Genomic DNA, 24796 nt, shown 5'->3' with positions numbered 1-24796 from the left:
CTAACCTTCTATATATACATTTTATGTCAAAAAAAGCTAAGCAATTGCTCAACGCTGTCTTAAGCATAGTCTTGTTAGCAATGGTGTATTGCGGTTATCGGGAAATCCATTTGTCTCGCGATCAGCAAGAAATCATGGAAGATTACAGTACGGTCAACAGCATCGCCTTCGGCTTACTCTCCATCGACGAATGGGAAGATAAAATTACAAAAATAGTAGACAAGCAGATAGAGAACTTTACCTTCACTGAAAAGGAAAAGGCTGATTTACAGAAGGAAATTGAAAAAATCCTCCATTCGATGATTGATAAAGCCATAGAGGTTATCAATGAGAAACAGAAAAGTATTGGAGGGAAAATCAGAAAAGCTGCCGTGAATCTTTTTGTGAATGAGGAGAAGTTACATGAGCAGGTTCCAACCTTTGCTGAAACAATTGTAAATGAAATAACCAAACCATCCACTAAAAAAACGCTTAAAAATTTGGCAGAAGGAAAACTAGAGGATTTTACGGAATCTACCTTCGACAGCTCTATGACCGCTCAACGTAAGCTAACGCAAACCATATTTAAAAAATATGAGGTCGACAGCGTACAGGCATTTGAGAAAAAAGCGAACACGCTTTTTGAAAACATAAGATTTCAGAGCTATACTTATGCTGCTGCCTTAATTGTTGCAGTACTCTTATTTTTAATACTTTGGAGGCTTTTCAGAAATAAAAAGGAGGTCCATCAATCATTGTTCATTTTTTCATTATTGGCAGCCTGTATTATATTAATTGTAGGTGTTTCTTCAGTAATGATCGAACTGGAAGCCCGACTCGAAACAGTAGACTTCCATTTATTGGGCGAGCATCTCGTATTTGATAATCAGATACTTTTCTTTCAAAGTAAAAGCATCCTGGATGTGGTGTGGATTCTTGTCAAAAATGGGGAGATCGACTCTATAGTAATTGGCTTTCTTATCTTTACTTTCAGTGTGCTGTTTCCTTCAGGCAAACTAATCTGTTCGGGTATTTACCTACTCAAAGATAAAATACGGGCAAATAAAATAATCTCTTTCTTTGCCTTTAAATCCGGCAAATGGAGCATGGCAGATGTTATGGTTGTTGCGATAATGATGAGCTATATCGGTTTAAACAGCATATTGAACAGCCAACTTTCTGCCCTAAATATAGATGACGACACATTCACGAGTATCGCTACAAACAATACGTCGCTACAGCCCGGTTTTGTCATATTTTTAACATTTGTTCTATATGGGCTAATCCTTTCGGAAATTTTAAAGAAAATAACAGAAAAAGGCATCACTGAATGTCATAATGGTCATAACAAATAATTCACGAGAAGATGAACCCTTAGAACAAAATATAAATGTTTATTTTTATTCAACCTCGACTTCCCCTCCGTATGATCTGACGCACAAAGAGGAATTGAATAACAAAAAATATACAGGATCAGCTTAAACTAACTCAAAAATCATCTTTTTTTGCTCATTAAAATAACATTAAAGACTAAAAGCTAATTACTGACACGAAAAAGCCATCAAAACCATAAACAGTGAACCTACCAAACCATCGAACAAACGTTAATTATCAAAATCAATCCACCAATAATCAAAAAAAACACCAAGTAATCGTTTTTTCTCGTTGTGAGATTGGAATAAGATTAAAAAACAACATATTTTTTGCATAAGATTAACATTTCGGTGACATTTTTGTATTATTGCGCCCGTTATATTTGTGAAATGACGCAGATTTTTAGAAGCGCCCTTATACATAATCTATTCAGCTTGCTGCTGATCAGCTTATTAGCCTTAAAGGTAGGTTTAACCATTTCCACTTTAAAGAACGACAAATCTGTTAATATTGTTAAGATCTACACAGATGCCGAAAAGTCTGAAAAAGGAGAAAAAAAGGATACCGAAAAGCAGCATAAAACCTATGAGTACCTAACCTCGGATAACAGACAAACTCTTGAGACGGCCGGAAAGAAGCTAAAAAAATGCATTCGCCGATACAATTGCTTTTATAGCATAGACCACTTTAATTCGGTTCCCTCCCCCCCACCAGACCTGTCTGCTTAATCGCATACAACAATAGTAACAGGTTACTATCACCGCAACTTAATTTTTTACATTTATTTTTTATGAACGCAAAACCTGGGGCGCCTACGCCCCTACAAAGACTTATAGGGCTACTACACCCTGAGCGCAAAACGATCAACTATATTTTTTTATACGCAATAATCATTGGTATCTTTAGTCTGAGTATTCCGGTAGGGATAACAGCCGTTTTCAACTTATTGATAAATGGCGCCATGTACAGCTCCACCTATATACTGATTATCAGCGTAATAGCAGCAGTAATTATTGGAGGCACTTTACTAATCGGTCAGTTGAGTTTAGTTGAATATCTAGAACAGAAGATGTTCCTAAAATCTGCTCTTGAGTTCGCTTATCGGCTCCCGCGCATCAAACCATCAGAACTGGAAGGTGAAAACCTCATCGAACTTGTGAACCGCTTCTTCGATGTGATCGTGATACAAAAAGGAATTATCAAATTATTGATAGATATCATTGCGGCGGTTGTCACTATTTTCTTCAGTGTTTTACTCCTCTCCTTTTACCATCCCGTTTTCTTAACTTTTGGCGTAGTAATCATAGGAATAGTTGCTATTATTTTATTGGTTTACTATAAGCGTGGCTTGAGTACCAGCATAGAAGAATCCGAACACAAATATGAAACTGTCGCTTATTTGGAAGAAGTAGCTTCGAATATCGATAAATATCGCGGAGATCATGAAAAGATGAAAGACGTTATAGCAAACACCGATCTTATCACCGGCAAATATCTGACCGCCAGAAACGAGCATTTCAAGATTTTAAAGCGCTTCTTCGCTGGTTCCGTCTTTATACGTACACTGTTATTTGGAGCGATGCTGCTTTTGGGATCTCACTTTGTTATCGAGCGGGAAATGACCTTTGGCCAATTTGTAGCCGCAGAGGTCGTTATTGTCCAGATAGGTTATGCTATTGAAAAATTGCTCACCAACTTGGACACTATTTTTGATATGTTAACTGGGACAGTTAAACTAGCTGTTGTTACTGATCTTGAGCTTGAAGAGGAGGTAGCTAATCATGGGTAATAAGAAACTTATTTTACCTAAAACCATCAGCTGGGAAAACCTATCGGCCGAAGGGCGTAAACAATTGCTACGGAATAAAGGTGCGATCATGCTTGGCCGCATTCTCCTTGGAGCAACCATCGTTTTTGTAAGCATACTTTTTTTACCGTGGCGACAGACTATTCCCGGTCGTGGAACGGTGACAGCATTGCGGCCTCAGGATCGTCCACAAACCGTCCAAAACCAGATTGGCGGCCGTATAGAACGCTGGGCTGTCCAAGAGGGAGAAGAGGTTCAAAAGGGAGACACCATACTGGTTATTTCCGAGACTACCCAGTCTTATTTTGACCCGGAACTACCACAACGATTGGAAGAGCAATTGTTTGCCAAAAGAAACAGTGAAGAAGCTGCCGATCAAAAAATGACGGCTACAAAAGCACAGATCGATGCCCTTACAGCGGGTTTACGTTATCAGTTGGAAGCCGCCAAAAATAAGGTTACGCAGTCTCGCAATCTTGTAAAAATTGACAGCGCCGATTTAGTGGCCATTGAAAGTTTTTACGAAACAAGTAAGGTTCGTGTAGAACGTTATGAGCAAGGTTATGAAAATGGTCTCTTTTCCCTTACTGACATTGAAACCCGCCGACTTAATCTGCAAAACGATCAGGCAAAAGTAGTAAGCGCACAAAATAAGCTTACCAATTCACGCCAGAACCTGGTCAATGCAATTATTGATCTCGACAACATTAGGGCAAAGTATAATGAGTCCCTTGCGAAGGCACAATCAGACCTCAGTTCGGCGTTTTCCAGTAAGGCAAGCGTTCAAGGAGATATTGCCAAGCTCCGGAACGAAATTGCCAATTTTGATGTGCGCCGAGGGCTTTATGTAGTCCGGGCCCCGCAAAGTGGTTACGTCGTAAAAACATTAAAAGCTGGGATTGGAGAAAACATAAAGGAAGGTGAGTCCATTGCCACTTTGCAGCCTAAAACGCCCCTAATGGCAGCAGAATTGTACGTGGACGCCATAGATGTACCCTTGATTCTGCACGAAAGCGATGCTCGGCTCCAATTTGAAGGGTGGCCTTCGGTACAATTTTCCGGTTGGCCTGCTGTTGCTGTAGGTACTTTTGCCGGAAAAGTAACGGTAATTGATAAAGTAAGTAGCCCAAATGGCAAATATCGCATATTAGTACGCCCTACACTTCCAGTCCCCGATAAAGACGAGCCTTGGCCAGAACAATTACGATTGGGTTCAGGCGTATTCGGTCGGGTAATTCTAGAGGGTGTTCCCCTTTGGTATGAGATATGGCGACAACTGAATGGCTTCCCACCAAGCCTAGAAAAGGAACCAAAGGAAGAAACAGGGAAATAGCAGCATATGACAAGAGAAAAGTTGTTTAGCCTTATACTCGCGTTGTGGCTCATACCAGCAGTTTGGGCACAAGAGAATGAAAATAATACCGAATTAAAGGAGTTTACACTGAACGATCTGGAAGAGCTGTTGATGGCCCATCATCCGGTTGTGAAACAGGCACTGCTGTTGAGTGAAGCTGCAAAAGCACAGGTAGCACAGGCACGGGGCAACTTTGATCCGGCATTGAAAGCTACGTTCAATAATAAATATTTTGGCAACACTGATTATTATAATCACTGGAACAGCGAATTAAAGGTACCGGTATGGTTAGCAGGAGCAGATCTTAAAGTTGCATATGATCGGAATATCGGCCGTTATACCAATCCTGAAACAACCACTTCCACGGCTGGGTTATCTGGTGTAGGAATAAGCATTCCTTTAGGCCAAGGGCTGATCATTGATAATCGCCGCAGTACTTTAAAACAAGCCCAAGCAATGCTCAACTATGCCGAGGCAGAACAGGTAAAACAGATAAACAGTATTTGGTTCGAAGCCGTGCATGACTACTGGGATTGGTATTTCGCTTTTCGTCAGTATGAGCTGCTAGTGGAGGGTGTGCAGCTAGCTGAAACAAGGTTTAGAGCGATCAGTATGCAAACCGTATTGGGGGACGCACCCCCCATTGATTCTGTGGAAGCCGCGATAACCGTGCAAGAAAGGCAGATCGAGTTGGCCAAATATATCGTCGAACTAAAGAATAGCCGATTGGCTCTTTCAAACCATTTATGGAATGAAAACCAGCAACCAGTGGAGCTACCCGATCACGCCATTCCATCTGACGTTGACACGACTGGACTAAAACCCGACCCTACTATTCTCCATGATTTGCTTAATCTTGCGCAAGATCAGCATCCTGAATTGTTGAAACTGGAAAGTAAAAGCGAACAGCTATATATCGAAGAAAGATTCCGTAAAGAACTATTGAAGCCCAAGCTGAATGTTTCTGGAACCCTGATATCAAATCGTCGAAACTTTAACGAGACCATCCCTCATCATTATGATTTCAACTGGAGCAATTACAAGTTAGGTGTTGATTTTGCTTTTCCGCTATTCTTGCGAACAGAACGTGGAAAATTAAAGGAGGTCAAACTCAAGCAAGAACAACTCCAGTATGATCAATTGGTCATAGGTCGTAACATCTCCAATGATATTACGACCAAATACAACGACCTTACTGCATATAGTGATCAATTGGAACTGCAAGTATTAAGTATTACTAATCAGCAAGTATTGCTTAATGGTGAACAGCAAAAGTTCGGCCTTGGTGAAAGTACACTTTTTATTATAAACAGCAGGGAAAGCAAGCTTATCGAAATGAAAATAAAAAGGGAGAATCTCATTGCAAACTTTAACAAAGCCCTCGCAGAATTATATTATAAAGCAGGGACTAGGCTGTTAGGCGAATAATACGCGCCGCATAACTTCCAGCCTGGGCAGCAAAGGAATATCTTCTGTAAACGCAAATGTACATTGCATTATAAGCCAGCCCTAGGACACAACGGCTAGACTCGGGAAATTCCTGAGCCTAGCCGCTGTATTACAACAATTAATGCCTTATTTTTATTTCAACTACTCATCAGCCAGTTTAAGCAGATCATCCTCTTTTTTTGCCTTTACAGTTCACTTTTCACTAAATCACGTGTTCTGGTTTATCGTTAGTCATCATTAAGATAGCGCTTTTGGCATGTCGACTTTTTATATGTTTAAACATTTACGCAAACAATTAGGTCATGTTGATCCTTGTAATAAAAGATGTAGTATTTTTCTAATTAATTTTTTACAAGATGCCAACAACGAAAATAGCCGTTATTTATTACAGCTCTACGGGCACAAATTATAAGCTTGCGAAATGGGCTGCCGATGCTGCCGATGAGGCTGGAAATGATGTAAAACTATTAAAAATAAAGGAAACTGCTCCCGATGATGCTATAGACTCAAATCCGGATTGGAAAAAACATATTGATCAGACGAAGGATGTACCGGAGGTTAGTCTTGATGACTTGGAATGGGCTGACGGTCTGATTTTCGCTTTTCCCACACGATACGGAGGTACGCCTTCACAAGTCCAGCAGTTTCTTGATACCACCGGGGGATTGTGGTCTAAAGGAAAATTGGCAAACAAAGCTGTGAGTGCAATGACCAGCGCAGTAAATACACATGGAGGACAAGAAACAACTCTACTTTCATTTTACATATCAGTCATGCATTGGGGCTCAATTATTGCCGCTCCAGGCTATACCGCTAAGGTATTGTTCAAGGCAGGTGGTAATCCCTATGGAGTAAGTGTAAATGCTGAAGCAGCAATTACAGGAGATACTGAACTGGCCGTCAAACATCAGGCAAAACGAACAGCGGACATCGCAGGAGCATTAAAAGGTCTTGCAGGCTAGTCTGCGATGAAATAATCTCAGCATCACCTTGAATATGACGTGATGCTGAGATTCTGTATTATTGATCGTAGCCATTCCTAACTGGAATATTGTCTAGCGATTGCACCGCCTCTTTAAGTGCATTACGCCAAGTCTGCGGTGTAAACTCATGGAAAGCTTTGTCGGGCATCGTCGCACCGAACAGCACGACATCTGGTTCTAGCTTGGCAAGAAGTTCTATACTTTGTAAGAACTGCTCCCGATCAGACTCATCCACAAGAGCCTCCCACTTTCCTCCACTGGGATAGATCGTATCGCCAATGAACAGGTAGCTGCGTCCATCCGAAGCGCGCGTTAGGTAACAGGCGCTACCCGCCGTATGCCCCGGACACGGAATAACCTCAATGCCATCTGGGTGATGCCCACGGGCATGGAAAGTCTCGTCAACTTGTGTAAAGGTTTTTGCAAGTGGTTCGGCAGCGCTATGGGTGTGTAAGGTATTACCAAAACGAGCCTTGATGGTCGCCAGACCCGGTCCAACTTCGTGATCATGCGAAAGATAGTGCCGCTTAACCCCACCAAGAGCCTCAAGGTCATCATAATTTTCCGTGATATCACCCGTGTAAAACAAGATATTACCTTCGTCACGCTTAAGCAGGAAAGCATGAAATTTCAAATCCGGCCAATCCTTCGGCTCTGGAAACACAGGTTGGCTCAACCAGAGGTCTGGATATACCTGTTGCATCTTTAACTGTTGCTGTTTCATATCAAGCTCCTATTTTATAGTTCGAAATATACAGGCTGCCACTAGCATGAATACCTGTCTATACAAGCAGCAGCCATCCTTGTTAACAAAGGTATATAGCAAACGGCAGTATGATATAGTAAAGAAGTCTGTGTCTTTGGTAGTTTTTTCTGTTCAGTACACTTGTATGCGGAATTCGCCGGGCGTCTCCCCTGTCCAATTCTTAAAGGCCTTGGTGAAATGGGAGATATCTTCATATCCCAGTTGATAAGCGACCTCTTTAATAGGCTTTTTGGAATAACTGAGTAATGTTTTTGCTTCAACGCCCAGGTGATATCCGATCCACTTTTTAGCTGTCCACCCCGTTTCGGACAATAAGATTTCGCTCAAATATTTCGGCGTAATGTTCATTTCAGAAGCGTAGAATGAGACATTTTTATGGTTCATGAAATGTTTGGCCAAGAGCGCTCGAAAGGTGGCAACAAATGATTCCTTGCCCGTAAGTGCACGTGTGTAGTTTTTATACCTGTGAACAAATGCTTCATGTAAAAGCATTAATAAGGCTTGTAATACACCCGGTATTGGCGTTGGTTTCAACCTGAAAAACTTCAATGTGTCAAGCAGCACAGTTAGTTCATCGTATTTTGCCTGCTCCGTATCAAAAACGTTAAATATATCAGGACAAAAATAATCCAGTGAGTAAAAAAAATTATCGAATGTATGCTTAAAAATATCTTCACTGAATATGACAACGTCAAATATCAGTTCGCGCTGGTTAATCCATTTATATGGCAGGCCGGCACCTATTGTAGCTATACTACCCTTTTTTATCGTGTACTGATTAGTGCCTACCGAAAATTCCGCATCACCTTGGTGGAAGAAGAAAACACTGTAATAATAGCTTCGGAAAGATTTTGCGCCCATCCGTCCAAAATCTTGTTGATCGGCAATGACTATCGGAGCTGCATCGGCTGGTCAACTATTGTTTGATAAATGTTTGAGGGGATCAATCGGATACATCATAAAAATACAAGTGGTTATTCCATGTAAAATAATTTATACTATAATAATAAAGGTTTTATAATCGCAATTCCAAAAAAGGTTAATATCAGCGAAGTTTGCTAGCTTTCTATTAACGTTTTCTGAGGCGATTGACTATCAACAAACCAAATATAAAACCTCCAATATGCGCTGCATAAGCCACTCCGCCTGCCTGCTCACCACCTAGCGCACCAAGTCCGTTGCTTAACTGAAAGAGAAACCATAAACCAACTACCAAAAAGGCAGGCACCGCAATAACCGTGATTAATATCCAAACAAATATCCGTTTACGTGGAAAAAGTACGACATATCCCGCTAAAACTGCAGAAATGGCTCCGGAAGCGCCTAAACATGGTGTTAATAGATCCTGACCTAAAAAAAGAGTACTGAAAACATGACTTAATCCAGCCAACACACCACATAATAAATAAAAAAAGAGGTAATTCAGATGCCCTAGCTTATCCTCTAGGTTATCGCCAAAAATCCAGAGGTAGAGCATATTACCTCCAAGATGTGCTAATCCACCGTGCATAAAGATAGCGGTGATAAGTGTCAAAAACACGGGGATGTCCGTGTGCTGTAATCCAGGCATGTCAAAGGTTTCTCCCGAAACGGGGTCTACGATCGACTGGTCTTCGGTAACAACATCTTTCCCTGTTAATATCTCTGCAGGTATTGTTGCGTAAGAAAAAGTGAAATGAACATTGGTACCTAAACCTTGAAGGTATACAAAAACAAAAATATTCAGGATAATCAGCATATAATTTACGAGGGGAAACGATTTCCGATCGCGATTATCATCTCCTATAGGTAGTAGCATATAAAAAACCTTTCAGACCGGCCTAATATAAGGATAATTCAGTTACCGCCATTGCAACTCACCGAAAGCCTAATGATATTTCTAATGGAAGGTTCTATTAGACCTGCTGATCCCGGCAGCTGCTACACCACATGAACAATGAAGCCACCTCCTCGGTGGCTCCATCAATTTCATCTAATATTATATCTCGCTACGCTATTCTAGCTTTTCTACTACTTGATTTGAGTGTGCTTCCTTTTTGGCCTTCTCATAATCGTAAAACCATTTCACATCTTTATCCCACGGTTCAGCTTCTACACGCCGAGACCATTCTTCATAGACTTTCTTTAAACGGGCAGCCACTGCAGACTCTTCTACAATCAGGTTATGAAGCTCGGTACGGTCGGCTTCCAGATCATAGAGCTGCCATGTTTCAGGCTTTTCAGCCACCAACTTCCACCTGCCATCCAACACCGCCCTATTCCCTTCATGTTCCCAGAAAATAGGATTTTTCCTGTTGATTGGCTGTCCGGAAAAAGCGGGTTTTAAACTGGTGCCCTCTGTAGGTAGAATAGCATTACCCTTAAATGTCTCCGGATAACTGGCACCACCCAAATCAACCAATGTCGCCAAAATATCGGTAATATGTGCAGATTGTCGCTCAAAAGTACCTCTGCGGGTTGCCGGGATTCCCGCAGGCCAGAAAACAATACCCGGAGACGAAATCCCTCCTTCATGTGTATGGTGTTTATATGACCAAAAGGGAGTACAGGCGGCCTCCGCCCAGCCCTGCCCTAAAAATACCGTCGATTGCGATGAACCGGGATTTTCACCGATATATCGCGCCTCTGCGCCGGGTTCTGCATTACCACCGTTATCCGAAACGAAAAGAATCACGGTATTATCTAACACACTACGATCTTTTAGCCCTGCCACTAAATCGCCTATACTTTTGTCTAGATGGGCAATCACGGCTGCATAAATAGCCATGATGTGATCGTATTTTTCTTTCTCCTGATCACTCAGGCTATCCCATTTCGGTACATTTGGATTAAAGGGCGGTAATTTCCAAGATGAGTCTATCAAGCCTAACTCCAGCTGTCTTTCGTAACGCTCCTGACGAAGCTTTTCCCATCCCTCCAAATACTTTCCTTTAAATTTTTGAATTTCTTCTTCCGGAGCTTGCAAAGGAAAATGCGGGACGTTATGCGCTAAATACAATAGAAACGGTTTTTCCTCGGCAAGCGCATCATCAATGAAACGCAATCCGTAATCCGTCCACAAATCGGTTGAATACCAGTTTTCCGGCAGTTCTTTCGAATAGTTATCCAACAGCCTACCATTCAAAAACAGCTCGGCTCTCTCTGAATCGCCATAATAAAATCCACCAGCCGGTGCATTCAAAGAACGGTCGAACCCGCGCTTCCAGGGTACAACTCCATGCGGCTGTCCCACATGCCACTTTCCAGTCATGGCAGTAAAATAACCAGCTTCTTTTAATACTTCAGCAATCGTTACCGTCTGTTCATTCAAGTGTCCGCGATATGCGGGATGATCATCCCCTTGGTCTTCCATCATATGTCCAATTCCCGCCTGATGTGAATAGACCCCGGTCAAAAGAGACGCACGGGACGGACAACAACGGGCGGTATTATAAAAATTAGTGAATCGAACCCCGTTTTTTGCCAAATTATCGAGATTGGGAGTGGGGATTTCACCTCCGTAACAGCCCAGATCGGCATAGCCCAAATCATCGGCTAAAATGACCACGATATTGGGTTTCTCCTGAGCGAAGGGCGTTTTAATAGGTAATAGGGTCAAAGCCCCTGCTAACAATACCAGTAATTGATGTTTCATAATGTTCTATTTTAGATTTATCAGGCACTTTCCGGTGCGCATTCACTAATGGTTCAGGTAACAATCCGAGCAAGCTATTTGTACATTTAAACCGCCAAATCGGAAAAGCATCTGTTATCATGAGATTATTTTTTATGAGGTAAATATACACACAAACATTTAGACTACTAAAATAGTAGACTAAATATTTCACCTGATGCTTCTACATCGAAATCATTTTTTATCCTATAAAAATTAGCTTAATTGTCATTTTTTTCATCGACATTAAAGAGTTTGCTAATATATTATAAAGACAATACATAGATTTCCAAATGCAATGACTGAAGCTTGAACGCCACAGCCCATAATATTCCCACCTGTGATAAATAAAAACGGAAAACAGTCGGCATTACAATTCCGACAATATCGCCGCTTACGTATTTCAACTTCAATTTTCAGGATCTCGAACTGAAGCCGGTAGAATGAATAAAAAACGAGGCAATAAAATAAGTCAAAGAGCGTCTTTCCCGATATGGACGCTCTTTTTTCCTTTTAAAAAACTGCTAATGCTTCAATTTGAGCTGCAGGAAAACATTTATATACATCTTGTTGTTAATACTAAGATCTTAAATAAGATGCCTTTCATTTTTATGAAAGCATATAGACCGGGGGCTGCTGAGGTCGATGGAAAATCGGTTAAATTTTTCGCATTGCCGATCCATACACGGAAAGTTCGCTAACGTTTTGGGATACGACAATATAAAATAGATACAAATACCTAGAAAATCATACATGCAAAAACACCACGAGAGACCCGGGATACTTTCCGTCATCGGAAATACCCCACTGGTACGTTTTTCGCGACTTTTCTTCCCTTGGACTTTCCCTTTTTACGGAAAAATGGAAATGTTTAATCCCGGGGGTAGCATAAAAGACCGCACTGCGGAGAACATTATTGACGATGCGTTAAAGCAAGGCCTGATTAATACAGGCAGCACCATCATTGAGTCTACATCCGGGAACATGGGTGTTGGTCTTGCCCAACTGTGCCTTTATCATGGTCTCAAGCTCATCTTAGTAGTTGACCCACATACGAACGCCACTGTGGTACAACTACTGAATACGTATGGGGCTAAACTGGTATTCGTAGAGACGCATGATGGAGAAGGCGGGTACCTCAATACGCGTCTCCTAAAAGTAAGGGAATTGCTGGCGGAAATACCCGGAAGTTTCTGGCCTGATCAATATCATAATCCGGCAAATCCTTTAGCTCATCAACAGACTTGGCGAGAAATCATACGAGATCTCGGTAAAGCTCCTGATTACCTGTTCGTTCCTACGAGCACCTGCGGAACGCTAATGGGGTTTGCCAATGAAATCCGCCAATGCGGAGGCAAGACAAAGGTTGTGGCAGTGGACGCCAAAGGGAGTGTAATATTCGGCGATAAACCAAGTAAAAGACAATTGCCCGGTATCGGCTCCAGTCGACAATCCGATTTTCTTGATATGGCGGCCATCCATGGGGTTATACACGTGTCTGACAGGGACTCTGTAGAAGGGTGTAGGTTATTGCTCCAGAAAGAGAGTGTACTTGCCGGAGGATCTTCCGGTGCTGTGGTACACGCGATATCGGAAATGACACACCGCTTTCCACCTGAAATACAAGTGGTAGGCATATTCCCCGACCGTGGTGAGAGGTATTTAGATACTATTTATTCAGACGATTGGGTGGAAAATAATTTGGGTGATCTAAAGCATGCAGAGGAGGTGAGCGTATGATTTGGAAAACCGCACATTTACAGCAACGCGCCCTTGAATCGGCAACAGAACTCGCTACAAGATGCATTTCTCCACAATTGTTGGAAAGCAGTGCAGACCGAATACACCTTGCTATAGTGGGTGGAGGACCGAAGGGATTCTACGCACTTCAAAAGCTAGCAGACTCCTTACGTGCGGAAACCTACCTCTCTCGTCAAATAGAAATTCATTGGTTCAACAGTGACCACAATTTCGGCGCTGCCAGAAACTTCAATACCGACCAACCGGAATACCTCCTGATCAACAACTGCATCGGCACGATCCACTGCTTCTCTAAAAGTAACCTGCACAAAGAAAAGCCGGAGCAAGCACTTTCTCTGGTAGATTGGATAGCATACCATAAAACAGAAAACAAGTCTGTACGCTCATTAGATTTTGCCTCTCGGGCACTTGTTGGGCATTACTTGGCCAATACCATAATGCTATTTTTAACTAATCTTCCTACCAATATACAGGTCAACATGGTGGTTACCACGATCACGCAGATTACCGAAAACGGTCGAAATTACCGTATTGGTATATCAGATTCACGGTGGTTACTGCCTTTTAACTACCAGAGTGTACTCCTCGCTACTGGTCACTCCTATTACAGCGAAAACCGCGATTTGCAGACATTTGCGGACCATGCCTCTGACGTTCATTACATTTCAAGCATCTATCCAGTGCAGCAATTGGACAGGATAAAAGCAGGTGTGAAGGTAGGTATACTGGGTATGGGACTGACATTTGTTGACACCGTGTTGGCTCTGACAGAAGGACGTGGGGGTAGGTTTGAAGAAAACGAAAGAGCATTGACTTATATGCCTTCTGGCGAAGAACCAGCCACACTCTATCCGTTTTCCCGCAGCAATCTCCCTATGTTACCCAGAGGGCCTGCCAATAAACAGCAGAGGTATTATTTACGATTCGTGACCCAAGAATGGGCAGACACGCTACTACAACAATGCACCGTTGGTATCGATTTTCCGGAAGCTATATCGCCAGTTTTGGAAAAAGAGGCCCAGCATGCTTACTACCGTACGCTTAGTAAGGATTTTTCTTCGTCCGATAGCTTTATAGATAGACAGATTGCCAACATACCACAAACAGAACGATTCTCCCTTAAAAAATTACTTTTCCAGCCGTTTTGTTTAATCGATCAACATGCTGAAGATCAACACACCAACGTAGTCTCCTATCTGCGACACACACTGGAAGAGGCAGAGAAAGGCGAGCTAGAGAGTCCACTCATGGCGGCGGCGGCGGTATGGCGAGAAGCTATCCCTATTATTGGCCAGTTGTACAGGGAGGGGAAACTCACGGCTGAATCACACGAACTCTTTGATCAAAAGTATTATGGTGCATTTTGCCGCACTGCATTCGGCCCGCCCATGGAAAACGTCCGGAAAATACTTTGCCTGGCCAAAGCCGGCTATATTCGTTTCCGCTTCGATTCACCGCCTAATGTAGCTACCGACCGTACACACAATATGTTTACGATCAGCAGCAATAGACAAAAGTTGGACACGAAAGTGTTGATCGATGCCCGCATGCCACGACCCAACGTCGTTGCACATCACGCTGCGCTGTACCAAAATCTGGTGAAAGAGGGGTTTGCCATGCCAATGGTCAACGGCTCATACCGTCCAGGTTGTGTACAATTAACACCTCATGGACAACTGGTAGATTCTTCAGGCAAAGCAACCGCGATATTCGTTTACGGCACACCTACTGAAGGGTTTACCCTCGACAACGATTCACTTTCACCCGACCGGAACGATTTCGCAACGCCATGGGCCCAGTTTGCAACACATTTAATCAAACAACAAAACGCCATACATTATGAAGCCTGAGACCTCTAATACAGGTTTTTTTCCTCTCACCCCACGGATACATCCCTGGATAGATCAACTCACAGCCAATAGCGCCATACTAGTTGAAACGCTTGAGCGATACGGCTCACCCTTGAATATCCATTGTAAACGGCCATTTGAGGAAAATCTCAAGTATTTCCGAGAGGTATTTCAAGAATACGGAATGCAGCACAAAATTTACTTTGCCCGTAAGGCAAACAAATGCCTTTCTTTTGCGAAAGAAGCCTGTCGCCTCGGCGAAGGAGTGGATACGGCCAGTTACAGGGAATTGCAGCAATGCCTCGATACCGGTGTCCCTCCCAATGCCTTGATTAGCACAGCTGCAGTGAAAAACGAGCAGCTGTTAAGGCTGGCATTAGCAAATGAAGTGACAGTTGTACTTGACAATCTCGATGAATGTAGCCTGCTCCAATCTTTGGCCACCGCCATGGAGAAGCAGGTACATGTCTGTTTGCGTGTCGGAGGGTTTGACGATCAAGGTAAGCCCCTGCATACCCGTTTCGGCTGGCCAATAACCGGAGCTGAACAGTTTATCCACACACAGCTTGGACCAGGAAACCGTTTCGATCGGCTCCGCTACTATGGTCTGCATTTCCACCTAAACGGCTACTCGATAACCCAGCGAGTAGAGGCGATCAAGCAGTGCCTTTCGTTAGTTGACAGGTTAAAGACACAAGACATCCATACGAATTCTCTGGATATTGGAGGTGGTATCCTTGTCAATTACCTTCAATCATCAACCGAATGGAGAAGCTTCCATCTTGCGTTAAAAGACGCCGTAGAAGGCAGGCGGTCTCCTCTTACGTATCTCAACGATCCGCTTGGCATGGCCGTAATTGAGGGGAAAGCCTATGGTGAGCCTACTGTATATCCGTACCATAATTCACTTCACAAGGAACATTTTCTAAGGGAAATTCTCAAGCATCAGGGTACAGATGGAAGACCTATTGCCGAAGGTATCCGCCGCCGCGGCTTGGAATTGCGCATGGAGCCTGGTCGCTCTGCGCTGGACCAATGCGGCATCACAATAGCTAGAGTGGCTTTCAGGCGTGAAGATACCAGAGGCGAATTGCTTGTTGGACTGGAAATGAACCACACGCAACTAAAGAGCTCCAGTGCCGATTTTCTACTAGACCCGATTCACGTGCCCAAAAAATCTGAAGAAAAAGATACTCCTACATTCGGATTCCTAGTGGGTTCCTATTGTTTAGAGCAGGAGCTTATTCTCAAGCGTCGAGTGCGTTTCCGTACCTTTCCACAAGTGGGTGATCTCCTCATCTTCGTCAATACAGCTGGTTATATGATGCACTTTTACGAATCGGAAGCCCATTTGTTTGAATTGGCCAAGAATGTCTTTTACGATATGGATACCAACCAAATCCATGAGGATGCCCTCTATGCTACCGCACCTGGGCTTCAAAAGGCATAAAAAAGCGGAAAGAATATAGATATCACCGGATTATTCCCCTCCCAGCGTCAAATGATTTATGAAGTGTTTCCAGAAATATATCAATGCGTTGTTAGCTAGCACCTTGATCGTTATTTTTGGCTCACCGAAGAAGATCTTGGTTCTGGCAAATCTTATGATCGTACGAGCAATACCGGTGTTTTAGGCTGATGAATAACGGCCTTTGTTAAGCTCTTATGGAACAGTTGTTCGAAAAATGTTTTCTCAGCTAAGCTCAATGCAATTAAATCTGTATGATAACGAGCAGCAATTTCATTTACTAAGGTTACGCTCTGTTTACCATGAACCAACTCCCATGACAACTGATCGAGCCCCACCCTTCTACCAAGCAAAGAAGCCCATTCCTGAAGCATTTTTAGCGCAGTATTCGATGGTTTATCATCTACTTCATGTATATGAACAAGTTTATATGAACTTTCTTTTGAACCAAATAAGGTGTTGAGCCTTTTTAAGACTTGCACGTCTAAATCGCTATAATTAGTAAAGAAAGTAATTTGATCAAGTTTGAAGTTTTCTATTTCCAAAGGTACAACAATGACCGGGACGGAAGAAGATTTTGCCACATCAAACGAATTACTACCGAGCAGTTTTTCCCTTAAACCCGATGCCCCCTTTGTTCCCATAATAATAAGATCAGCCTGTTCTTCCCGCACCCATTGCTCAATCGCCTGTAATAGATCTCCTTTAAACAGGCTTGACGTAATGTTGATTTGCTGATCGTTCACTAAACTACGCTGAATGAAATTCTCCATCTCTTCTTTGGCTTCACTTTCTACCTGTTGCCTATCGCGCTCATTAACTTCTTCTCCCTGGAATGCAGAGTGAAAAGATGTGTAGGCATGTGCTATATGGATCTTACAATCGAACTTTTCTGCTAATACAGCAGCATACTTTAACGCAGAAAGTGCATTTTCAGAAAAATCGGTAGGAACTAATATTGACTTAATCATATCTTATTCACTTTTGTCTTGTTGAGCCACATTAGAAATAGTTTTCCGTTTCTCCCTTTTATTTATTGCTACCAGGAACAATGAACCACATATACCGGAAATGATCGATGCTGACAACACAGAAAACTTAGCTTCGGCCATCAACAGTTCCCTCCCTGAGAACGAAAGTAACGCAATAAAGATAGACATTGTAAAACCAATACCTGCTAGCATACCCACCCCGATTACATGCCTCCAGTTTGCATGTTTAGGCATGGAACAGACACCAAGTTTAACCGAAAGCCAGGAAAATAAGAAAATGCCGATAGGTTTACCCAGGAATAGCCCTAGAATGATACCGAGGCCGAGCGGTGTGACTAACCCTTCTACCATGCCATCAACAAAAGCAATGTTGGTGTTAGACAACGCAAAGATAGGCATGATTACTAAATTTACGGGCCGAGTGAGTGCATGTTCTAATTTAAGCAGGGGTGCTTCCTGTCCTGCAGATTTGCTTTTAGTAGGTAATGCAAATGCAGTTAACACTCCGGCTATTGTTGCATGGATACCTGAATGGTGAATGAAGTACCAAATAAAAAGGCCCGGTATTAAATAAGCGGCAATACTTTTAACACCAAAGCGATTAAACAATAACAGTAATAGAAAGATCCCTCCTGCATAAAAAAGATAGGTATAATGGAGTTCTCCAGAATAGAAAACTGCAATCACTAATATGGCCATCAGATCGTCAACAATGGCCAGTGCAGCCAAAAAAATCTTGAGTGAGATGGGTACTTTCTTGCCTAAGAGCGTGATGATAGCCAGTGCAAAAGCAATATCTGTAGCCATGGGAATTGCCCACCCGCCGGCAGTTTCTGTACCACTATTGAGTAAAGTGTAAATCAGCGCCGGAGCGAGTACCCCTCCAAGAGCTGCAAATACCGGAAGTGCTGCTTTTTTTGGTGAGGAAAGTTCACCATCCACAAGTTCCCTTTTTATTTCAAGACCTACCAAGAGAAAAAAAACAGCCATCAGTCCGTCATTGACCCAAAGCAATATGGGATATCTCAGCTGCACAGTTTCAGCGTAGTAGCCTATTTCTGTGTTTAGGAAGTCTTCAAATGTTGGCCCAAGAGGTGAATTGGCAGTGATGAGAGACACCAGCACACATGCTATTAACAGTAAGCCCGGCCCTGTGCCCGAATAAAAAAAATCTTTGAAACGATGAAAGGCCTTGGACGTCATGGGCGTAAAAATAGGGTATTTACATGCGAAGGACAAGTATAAACATTAAAATACTACCACTACAAAACGAACGGCGCAGATGGCAGCACCCTATGCAACGGATCTTATTTTATTTGATCAATTTATTGATATGGCTCAGCTCACCGAAAAGAACCAAAATATCTTCCTTTTCTAATACCGTGGTTGATTTGGCAATGCCGGTAACCTCTTTTCTCTTCTCCAATTTATTGCTGATTTCTACTGTATGTTGTTTAATTGTTGTCAGCACGATTACCTTATATTCGTTAGTGAAATTAGCTTCTTGCAAAGTTTTTCCGACATACCTTTCGGGAACTACCGCTTCAACGATACTGTATTTATCAGAAATTTTGAAGCTGTCAATAATATCAATATTATCCAGACGCATCGCAAGCCGTTCTGCAGACTCCGTTTCGGGACGGATATATTCGTCAATTTGCATAGCTTTCAAGACCGTTAGCTGCAATTCGGAAACCACTCGTCCAATGATCCGCTTAACGTTTAACTGCTTCACCAAGGCTGTTGTTAACAGGGATGCTCCTTCATCTTCTCCAATGGCTACAATCACCGCATCACTATCTTTTAATGGCAGAGAGCTAACGGCGTCTTGGTCTGTACAATCCATACAAACCGTGTGAGTAATCTTTTCACGTAGATTATCCACCTTAGACATGGCATTGTCTACACCTATCACCTCATGGCCTAATTCTGTTAACCGAATGCTTAATGCTTTGCCAAAATTTCCTAAACCTAAAACAATATATTTCATTCTATAAATAATTATTCGTCGTTTTTATTTTACTAATGGCATTCATGGACACACACTGCCGCTTCGATGAGCCACCAAACCTGTTTTATTATCAGAAGGAATCTTTACCAAAAAAAAAGTCATTAACTAATATGTTTTAATGGCTATTTTTTCTTGTCAAATTCATCTACGGATTAAAACGTCAACCTATCTTTACAATGAAGGTAGTTACCTCACCCTAAAACAATACTTTTTCCTGCGGATAATGATAATTTTTAAAGCGGACATCTTTAATCAATGCCACGAGTAAGGTTAAGGCCCCCACCCTCCCAACAAACATACTGATAACCAGTACGACTCTCCCCGCGTTACTAATCTCAGGTGTAATACCCAAACTCAATCCAACCGTTCCGTAAGCCGAGAAGCATTCAAAAGCAAGTGATTTGATATCTTTTTCACCCTCTGTCAAGCACAACCCAAAAATAGAGAGTCCCAGTCCCAATAAAGACAAAAGAATAACCGCGGAGGCCCTCCGTATCGAGTCAGGTGAAATCTCACGTTTAAAAATCTCTACCTTATCTTTTCCCTTTATCAGGCTAACCATATTCAATACCGTTACGGCAAATGTCGTGGTTTTAATACCTCCCCCTGTAGATGCCGGCGAAGCACCTATCCACATAAGTAGCATAATAACCATAACTGTAGGCGTAGAAAGTGCCCCTACCTGTACAGTGTTGAAACCAGCGGAGCGCGGACTCGAACCAAGAAAAAAAGATGTTGTCAGCTTTCCGATAAAACTATCGTGCTCGGTAAGGCTGTGCTGGTACTCCAATATAAACAAGACCAGTGTTCCGAAAACGAGTAAAATGAAGGTTGTCCAAGCAATTAACCTAGAGTTAAAGCTCATCACCCAAGCTTTATGAACAAAAGGTTTACCGTAAAAAACACGTCTGAAAAAATTGATAACCCAACGTTTAAGAAAGGTAAATGTATTAAATACAATTCCAAAGCCTAATCCGCCCAAGATGAACAATAGGGATATAATAAAGATTAGCGGATAATTGAAGCGGATAGATTCCATATAAAGCCCATTGGGCACTATAGAAAACCCAGCGTTACAAAATGAGGAAATTGAATGAAAAACAGCAAAAAACAAATGGTCGCTCCCCAAATCTTTCGCAATATCTAGCGTGTTAAAATAAATTAGCATTGTTCCGATAGCTTCGATAAAAAATGTGATCGATATAATTTTTAATAACGTGCTGATAACAGAACCAAGTTTCTTTTCACTGAGCAGCTCTGTGTACATTAACTGATTTTTATAGGAAAATCCTCCCGAAAAAAAGTACCCAAAGAATCCGGTGAAGGTCATAATACCTAAACCGCCCAACTGTACCAATACGATCAGAACGGTTTGGCCAAAGTAGGTAAACTGTGAAGCAATATCTACCACAGATAATCCCGTAATACACACAGCACTGGTTGCCATAAATAGAGCGTCTACAAAACTTAGCGGAGCACCAACCGTAACCTTTGGAAATAGCAGTAGCACGGTACCTAGTAAAATCAAAAAAAGAAAACTTAAAACAAACAGCAATGTAGGGTTAAAATAAAATCGGTCAAAAAACAAACTGTTCTTTGACGTTTCGACCAATAAAACGCTAAAAACACCTACGTAAAGCCACTCTGCCTGATGAAAGTGGACGTCTATAGCTATAGGTCCTAGGATACGTTCAAGAATAACAAACCAAAAGTAAAAACACAGTATGAGTTCCGAATATTGAAAGGCAGTATCTTTTCTTTTTACAAGAAATCGTAATATTGTTTTCAGCAATAGCATAATTGCAAATCCATAAAAAACCTTAACGATCAGCGTATCAAAAATACGTGTAATAGCAATATTCCAGTTATATCCAATATGGACGAGAATAAGTATGGAGCAAAGCAAGCTTAAGTACAACATACCAAGGTCAGTATACCTCAAACTTTTTCTTATGTGCTCCCTGTTAAGAAAATCCATTGAAACAACGGTTTTGATTCTGCACAAACTTAATTTTTTATTCAATATAAGGTAAAGTAATCTAGATACTTTTTGAAATAAAAGATAACAATCCGATCGTTTAGTGCTATCCTTTACTATTTTCGCTTAGTGCATATTCCGGTTTTCTTTTGGTTTTCATGATAAAAACTTATTTTTGGCTGCTTTGTTAATTTAAGTCCCTTCTCTCATATTTCCTAACAAAATCTATAAAACTCCGCTCAAGTCCGCTAAACTCCGTTCAGGTCCGTTCAAGTCCGCCATTTCTTTAGTTCTCATTTGGCTATGCTTCAGTTATACTCCGGAGATACTTCTCCTATTTCTCACCTATACTTTACCTGTCCTTCACCCATAATCCGCTATAAGATTTTCTGGAGCGATGCGGATAGGAGGCGAGTATCACCTGAATAGCATAGGAATCTGCCCTGGATGTCCCAGCAGAACGGAGACTTCTTACACCATGGTTTTCCAGGAAGATATAGGTCCACCGGGAATATCCCATCGTTTACCGAGTTCTTCCAAGGGCTCACCTAATCACTATCGCCCAAAAGCCTCTTTTAACCTACTTTTGAATCAAACATTAATAAACAAACAAAATAAACATAAAGAAATTAACACACTTCATTCACCCTTTTAAATCTTTAAGTCATGAAAACGCTCATCAGATTATTCTTCGCCGCCATCATCATCAGTGCCACCGCCGCTTTCGCGCATGCCGAAACAAAAGCCATCAATAAAGTGGCCAGTGCAAGTGTTGTGGACCGCTACATCGAAATAGTTGCCAAAGGGAACACCCTAAATATGGAAGCCATCTTCAGTAACCAGTTCACCCAACAGGTTGCCAACAAGGGAAAGGTTGTGCAGCACAACAGGGCACAGGTCATCGGTTTCCTGAAAAAACAACCCAATATACAGCAGAACTGCGAAACCGCTTATACCATGATCGAACAGGGCAACGACAGCGCCATTGCCAAAGTAGAAATGCAATATGAAGGTTTCACCAGGGTAGAATATGTAACCCTGAGCAATGAGGGTGGCCGCTGGAAGGTAAGCCAGGTGCTCACCACCTATGAAAAATAGTACATGCGCCAACAGCGCATTCCATCATACCAGTTTAGGAAAATCGGGGCAGATATTGCCCCGATTTTTTTCACCAATGAATATCAACGTCTACGCCTTCACTATAATTTTCAAAGCCCAGTAAGAGCGTTTTAGTACGATCATCCCATTGATTCTTTATCAACGGAATTTCATCGACTGTAGAACCTGTAGCTGTAACATTTTCCGGTTCACTAGGCAACGATATCCGCATTACATTTATCGTATTTGAAGGACTTTTAACAGTAAAGGAATAACCGTTGCCACCAACCTTCTCATCATACACCCTTGCCGCCGCCGCCAATACCTTAGGTTCATCCGTAATGTTCTTACCAAGATCGTACAAAAAGCCTTGTTCTCCAGGATTTATTCTGACGTTATCGCGTACGGGGAGATTAGGATCGAAAAGGTCAATAACCGGCCCATTGATAACTAACGGACTTTTGTCAACATGCTCATCAAGTACAGCAGCAATCAAATAAGGCCCCCGTTCCAAAAGAAAGTTATTCTTTAGTTCAAGTTTACCGGCACCAGCAAAATCTTTATAAGCGGTTTTTACATGCACCATAAAATCCTTATCTCCTTCTACTTCCATCACCAATTCCTTTGGGTCTTTCCTTACAATAAGAACCTTCCCTTTCCCTACCATATGCTGCAGTTTGGTTTCATTTTTACTTATATTCAACATCTCAAACAAATGTTCGGAAGGCGTACTAAAATTATTTTCACCGGTATTCCACCACTCCTTTACTTGCTGGAAAGGGTCATCATCTCGGCCGTAATATATTAATGTGCCACCGTTGTTCACCCATTTTGCCAATGCTTCATGATAAGTTGGAGATAAAGGTTTCATATTTGCGTAACTCATAATCAACACCTTAATATCTTGCAAGCTATGTTCATTCATCAAATTCTCCATATGTACAGTTTCTACCGGAACGCCCCGCTTTAATAGCGGCATAGCCATGCCATAGAAATTACTGAGCTGCGGATCTTCATACCCTGTATGTATGGAAAATCGCTGAAACATCATAGAATTTGCTAATAAAACGCCTATACCCCTGCTACCATTCAAACTATTTTCAGCAAGAGGCATCTCATTCAGAGCGTTAATCATAATTTGCATCTGTGTGGCATATGTAGGCGCTATACCTTGTTTATCGACACTTCCTTCTACCTGAAATTTACCCCCATAAATCCTGTCTGGCCAAGGCATTACCTCATAATTATTTACCGTAGGATAAAGTAGCTTAGCCGTAAAGGTGGCTTGGTAATTTCTTTTATAATCATCCCATGATCGCTCCCTATCTTCAATAGGATCGGTCAAGAAAAACATTTTCTTGCCAGTAGGAGCTGTCATAGACACCATTGATCCATACTCTAAAAAGGCATTTTCAAACACCCTTTCTTTAGCCTCACCATTAAAATAAACAGGTTCCCTAGCTGTACCCGTCCATACCTGTGCGATATACCCATCCATACCGGGTAAATTAGCCAAAGCTGCTTCAGGACTTACAATCTGCCAAGAAGAATAGTTAATCAAGGAATGCGTAGGCACATAACATTTAACATGTTTACCTTGAGATTTGCTATAAGATTTGGCGTAAGTGAATACGTCTTTAAGTGCGTCAAAATATAACTGATATTTTAATTTGGAGGATAAATAAGTAGCTTCGGGTGAGGTATGTTGTGCTACCCATGGAGAGCCATAGTATTTTTGCCACTCCTTTTTGAACGAATCACTATAACCCGCCCTGGCCCAAAATTCAGGTTCCTCCAGATAAATAGCAGAAACGCCGGCATCAATGGCACGTTTAATATGCGTTTTTATATAAGTAAGGTAGTCCTTAGATGGTACGATATAGGGTACGTGATGACCATGCCAGATCGTATCACCCTCCCTGGTTACCTGCCCATCTTCCCAATGGGTTTTTCCATCGAATTGCCCCAGGAAAAAATCTTGGTATTGCCCCCAGGCAATACCTGTCATAAACTGCACATTATAACCTTTATCCCGATAGCCTTTTACCCGCTCTTCAAAATTTCCTCCTGCATCATTAATGCCATAAACGATAGCCACATCGGCTCGTATATCATAGGTTTCTTTCCATGGAGCGGCAACTTGAAACGCCGTTTTTTCTTTTTGCTGAAGTTGTGCAAAGGCCATATTCCCTGCGACTATCAATCCCAATAACCACAATGATCGCAGTAATGGATGCTTTTTAAGAGGCTGCATAATTATTTGTTTTTGTAGCT

At 41.9% G+C, this 24796-nt stretch carries 20 protein-coding genes; 10 read left to right on the top strand and 10 right to left on the bottom strand.

Going from position 1 to position 24796, the window contains the following annotated elements; genetic code table 11:
- Positions 1 to 23 precede the first annotated feature (23 nt).
- From H8S90_RS09440 to H8S90_RS09415, 6 genes are all read left to right on the top strand, one after another.
- Complete coding sequence (locus H8S90_RS09440; protein WP_187342303.1) at positions 24 to 1334, top strand: paraquat-inducible protein A; 1311 nt, start codon at positions 24 to 26, stop codon at positions 1332 to 1334.
- 408 nt (positions 1335 to 1742) lie between these two features.
- Complete coding sequence (locus tag H8S90_RS09435) at positions 1743 to 2081, top strand: hypothetical protein (protein ID WP_187342302.1); 339 nt, start codon at positions 1743 to 1745, stop codon at positions 2079 to 2081.
- 62 nt (positions 2082 to 2143) lie between these two features.
- Positions 2144 to 3142 (top strand): ABC transporter transmembrane domain-containing protein, encoded by a 999-nt coding sequence (locus H8S90_RS09430; RefSeq protein ID WP_187342301.1) that lies wholly within the window; start codon positions 2144 to 2146, stop codon positions 3140 to 3142.
- Positions 3135 to 4493, top strand: coding sequence for an HlyD family secretion protein (locus tag H8S90_RS09425; RefSeq protein WP_187342300.1), 1359 nt, complete (start codon positions 3135 to 3137; stop codon positions 4491 to 4493). Before H8S90_RS09430 ends, H8S90_RS09425 begins: the two co-directional genes overlap by 8 nt.
- 6 nt (positions 4494 to 4499) lie before the next feature.
- The gene (locus tag H8S90_RS09420; protein ID WP_187342299.1) at positions 4500 to 5942 is read left to right on the top strand and encodes a TolC family protein; all 1443 of its coding nucleotides are present in this window, start codon (positions 4500 to 4502) and stop codon (positions 5940 to 5942) included.
- A gap of 377 nt (positions 5943 to 6319) precedes the next feature.
- A complete protein-coding gene (locus H8S90_RS09415) occupies positions 6320 to 6925 on the top strand; it encodes an NAD(P)H-dependent oxidoreductase (protein ID WP_187342298.1) in 606 nt (201 codons plus the stop codon).
- A gap of 58 nt (positions 6926 to 6983) precedes the next feature.
- Here H8S90_RS09415 and H8S90_RS09410 read toward each other — a convergent pair whose 3' ends face one another.
- From H8S90_RS09410 to H8S90_RS09395, 4 genes are all read right to left on the bottom strand, one after another.
- On the bottom strand, positions 6984 to 7670 hold the full coding sequence (locus H8S90_RS09410) for an MBL fold metallo-hydrolase (protein ID WP_187342297.1): 687 nt from the start codon (positions 7668 to 7670) through the stop codon (positions 6984 to 6986).
- A 153-nt stretch (positions 7671 to 7823) separates the two neighbouring features.
- Positions 7824 to 8573: an AraC family transcriptional regulator gene (locus H8S90_RS09405; protein ID WP_187342296.1), complete on the bottom strand. Its 750-nt coding sequence runs from the start codon at positions 8571 to 8573 to the stop codon at positions 7824 to 7826.
- A 208-nt stretch (positions 8574 to 8781) separates the two neighbouring features.
- The gene (locus tag H8S90_RS09400; RefSeq protein WP_187342295.1) at positions 8782 to 9510 is read right to left on the bottom strand and encodes a rhomboid family intramembrane serine protease; all 729 of its coding nucleotides are present in this window, start codon (positions 9508 to 9510) and stop codon (positions 8782 to 8784) included.
- Between the two features lie 195 nt (positions 9511 to 9705).
- Positions 9706 to 11346, bottom strand: coding sequence for an arylsulfatase (locus H8S90_RS09395; RefSeq protein WP_187342294.1), 1641 nt, complete (start codon positions 11344 to 11346; stop codon positions 9706 to 9708).
- 771 nt (positions 11347 to 12117) lie between these two features.
- Between H8S90_RS09395 and sbnA the strand changes: the two genes are divergently transcribed.
- From sbnA to H8S90_RS09380, 3 genes are read left to right on the top strand one after another with little or no spacing between them, the layout of a single operon-like run.
- Positions 12118 to 13104 (top strand): 2,3-diaminopropionate biosynthesis protein SbnA, encoded by a 987-nt coding sequence (gene sbnA, locus H8S90_RS09390; protein ID WP_187342293.1) that lies wholly within the window; start codon positions 12118 to 12120, stop codon positions 13102 to 13104.
- Entirely contained in the window at positions 13101 to 14975 is a 1875-nt protein-coding gene (locus H8S90_RS09385; RefSeq protein WP_187342292.1) for an FAD/NAD(P)-binding protein, read from the top strand. Before sbnA ends, H8S90_RS09385 begins: the two co-directional genes overlap by 4 nt.
- Positions 14965 to 16425, top strand: a complete 1461-nt coding sequence (locus H8S90_RS09380) for a Y4yA family PLP-dependent enzyme (protein ID WP_187342291.1) — start codon at positions 14965 to 14967, stop codon at positions 16423 to 16425. The genes H8S90_RS09385 and H8S90_RS09380 overlap by 11 nt, the downstream gene beginning before the upstream one ends.
- Positions 16426 to 16577: 152 nt before the next feature.
- On the opposite strand, the gene H8S90_RS09375 is transcribed toward H8S90_RS09380, so the two are convergent.
- The 5 genes from H8S90_RS09375 to H8S90_RS09355 all read right to left on the bottom strand — a co-directional run bounded on the left by H8S90_RS09375 (position 16578) and on the right by H8S90_RS09355 (position 21944).
- A complete protein-coding gene (locus H8S90_RS09375; protein ID WP_187342290.1) occupies positions 16578 to 17414 on the bottom strand; it encodes a universal stress protein in 837 nt (278 codons plus the stop codon).
- Positions 17415 to 17417: 3 nt separating this feature from the next.
- Complete coding sequence (gene nhaA / locus H8S90_RS09370) at positions 17418 to 18638, bottom strand: Na+/H+ antiporter NhaA (RefSeq protein WP_187342289.1); 1221 nt, start codon at positions 18636 to 18638, stop codon at positions 17418 to 17420.
- 109 nt (positions 18639 to 18747) lie between these two features.
- Positions 18748 to 19425, bottom strand: coding sequence for a TrkA family potassium uptake protein (locus H8S90_RS09365; RefSeq protein ID WP_187342288.1), 678 nt, complete (start codon positions 19423 to 19425; stop codon positions 18748 to 18750).
- 217 nt (positions 19426 to 19642) lie between these two features.
- The gene (locus H8S90_RS09360; RefSeq protein ID WP_187342287.1) at positions 19643 to 21424 is read right to left on the bottom strand and encodes a TrkH family potassium uptake protein; all 1782 of its coding nucleotides are present in this window, start codon (positions 21422 to 21424) and stop codon (positions 19643 to 19645) included.
- A 352-nt stretch (positions 21425 to 21776) separates the two neighbouring features.
- Positions 21777 to 21944, bottom strand: a complete 168-nt coding sequence (locus H8S90_RS09355; protein ID WP_187342286.1) for a hypothetical protein — start codon at positions 21942 to 21944, stop codon at positions 21777 to 21779.
- Positions 21945 to 22090: 146 nt separating this feature from the next.
- Between H8S90_RS09355 and H8S90_RS09350 the strand changes: the two genes are divergently transcribed.
- Positions 22091 to 22522, top strand: a complete 432-nt coding sequence (locus tag H8S90_RS09350; protein ID WP_187342285.1) for a nuclear transport factor 2 family protein — start codon at positions 22091 to 22093, stop codon at positions 22520 to 22522.
- Between the two features lie 70 nt (positions 22523 to 22592).
- Here the strand turns inward: H8S90_RS09350 and H8S90_RS09345 are convergent, their stop codons facing one another.
- Complete coding sequence (locus tag H8S90_RS09345; protein ID WP_187342284.1) at positions 22593 to 24776, bottom strand: hypothetical protein; 2184 nt, start codon at positions 24774 to 24776, stop codon at positions 22593 to 22595.
- Positions 24777 to 24796: the final 20 nt, after the last annotated feature.

Source organism: Olivibacter sp. SDN3 (assembly GCF_014334135.1).
GTDB lineage: Bacteria > Bacteroidota > Bacteroidia > Sphingobacteriales > Sphingobacteriaceae > Olivibacter.
The sequence above is the reverse complement of the archived record's forward strand: the minus strand, read 5'-3'. Positions and strand labels throughout refer to the sequence as shown.

What these genes read in the sequence shown, in the direction of transcription:
- H8S90_RS09440 (WP_187342303.1), top strand. Translation starts at nt 24, where the DNA reads ATGTCAAAAAAAGCTAAGCAATTGCTCAACGCTGTCTTAAGCATAGTC.
- H8S90_RS09435 (WP_187342302.1), top strand. Translation starts at nt 1,743, where the DNA reads ATGACGCAGATTTTTAGAAGCGCCCTTATACATAATCTATTCAGCTTG.
- H8S90_RS09430 (WP_187342301.1), top strand. Translation starts at nt 2,144, where the DNA reads ATGAACGCAAAACCTGGGGCGCCTACGCCCCTACAAAGACTTATAGGG.
- H8S90_RS09425 (WP_187342300.1), top strand. Translation starts at nt 3,135, where the DNA reads ATGGGTAATAAGAAACTTATTTTACCTAAAACCATCAGCTGGGAAAAC.
- H8S90_RS09420 (WP_187342299.1), top strand. Translation starts at nt 4,500, where the DNA reads ATGACAAGAGAAAAGTTGTTTAGCCTTATACTCGCGTTGTGGCTCATA.
- H8S90_RS09415 (WP_187342298.1), top strand. Translation starts at nt 6,320, where the DNA reads ATGCCAACAACGAAAATAGCCGTTATTTATTACAGCTCTACGGGCACA.
- H8S90_RS09410 (WP_187342297.1), bottom strand. Translation starts at nt 7,670, where the DNA reads ATGAAACAGCAACAGTTAAAGATGCAACAGGTATATCCAGACCTCTGG.
- H8S90_RS09405 (WP_187342296.1), bottom strand. Translation starts at nt 8,573, where the DNA reads ATGGGCGCAAAATCTTTCCGAAGCTATTATTACAGTGTTTTCTTCTTC.
- H8S90_RS09400 (WP_187342295.1), bottom strand. Translation starts at nt 9,510, where the DNA reads ATGCTACTACCTATAGGAGATGATAATCGCGATCGGAAATCGTTTCCC.
- H8S90_RS09395 (WP_187342294.1), bottom strand. Translation starts at nt 11,346, where the DNA reads ATGAAACATCAATTACTGGTATTGTTAGCAGGGGCTTTGACCCTATTA.
- sbnA (WP_187342293.1), top strand. Translation starts at nt 12,118, where the DNA reads ATGCAAAAACACCACGAGAGACCCGGGATACTTTCCGTCATCGGAAAT.
- H8S90_RS09385 (WP_187342292.1), top strand. Translation starts at nt 13,101, where the DNA reads ATGATTTGGAAAACCGCACATTTACAGCAACGCGCCCTTGAATCGGCA.
- H8S90_RS09380 (WP_187342291.1), top strand. Translation starts at nt 14,965, where the DNA reads ATGAAGCCTGAGACCTCTAATACAGGTTTTTTTCCTCTCACCCCACGG.
- H8S90_RS09375 (WP_187342290.1), bottom strand. Translation starts at nt 17,414, where the DNA reads ATGATTAAGTCAATATTAGTTCCTACCGATTTTTCTGAAAATGCACTT.
- nhaA (WP_187342289.1), bottom strand. Translation starts at nt 18,638, where the DNA reads ATGACGTCCAAGGCCTTTCATCGTTTCAAAGATTTTTTTTATTCGGGC.
- H8S90_RS09365 (WP_187342288.1), bottom strand. Translation starts at nt 19,425, where the DNA reads ATGAAATATATTGTTTTAGGTTTAGGAAATTTTGGCAAAGCATTAAGC.
- H8S90_RS09360 (WP_187342287.1), bottom strand. Translation starts at nt 21,424, where the DNA reads ATGGATTTTCTTAACAGGGAGCACATAAGAAAAAGTTTGAGGTATACT.
- H8S90_RS09355 (WP_187342286.1), bottom strand. Translation starts at nt 21,944, where the DNA reads ATGGGATATTCCCGGTGGACCTATATCTTCCTGGAAAACCATGGTGTA.
- H8S90_RS09350 (WP_187342285.1), top strand. Translation starts at nt 22,091, where the DNA reads ATGAAAACGCTCATCAGATTATTCTTCGCCGCCATCATCATCAGTGCC.
- H8S90_RS09345 (WP_187342284.1), bottom strand. Translation starts at nt 24,776, where the DNA reads ATGCAGCCTCTTAAAAAGCATCCATTACTGCGATCATTGTGGTTATTG.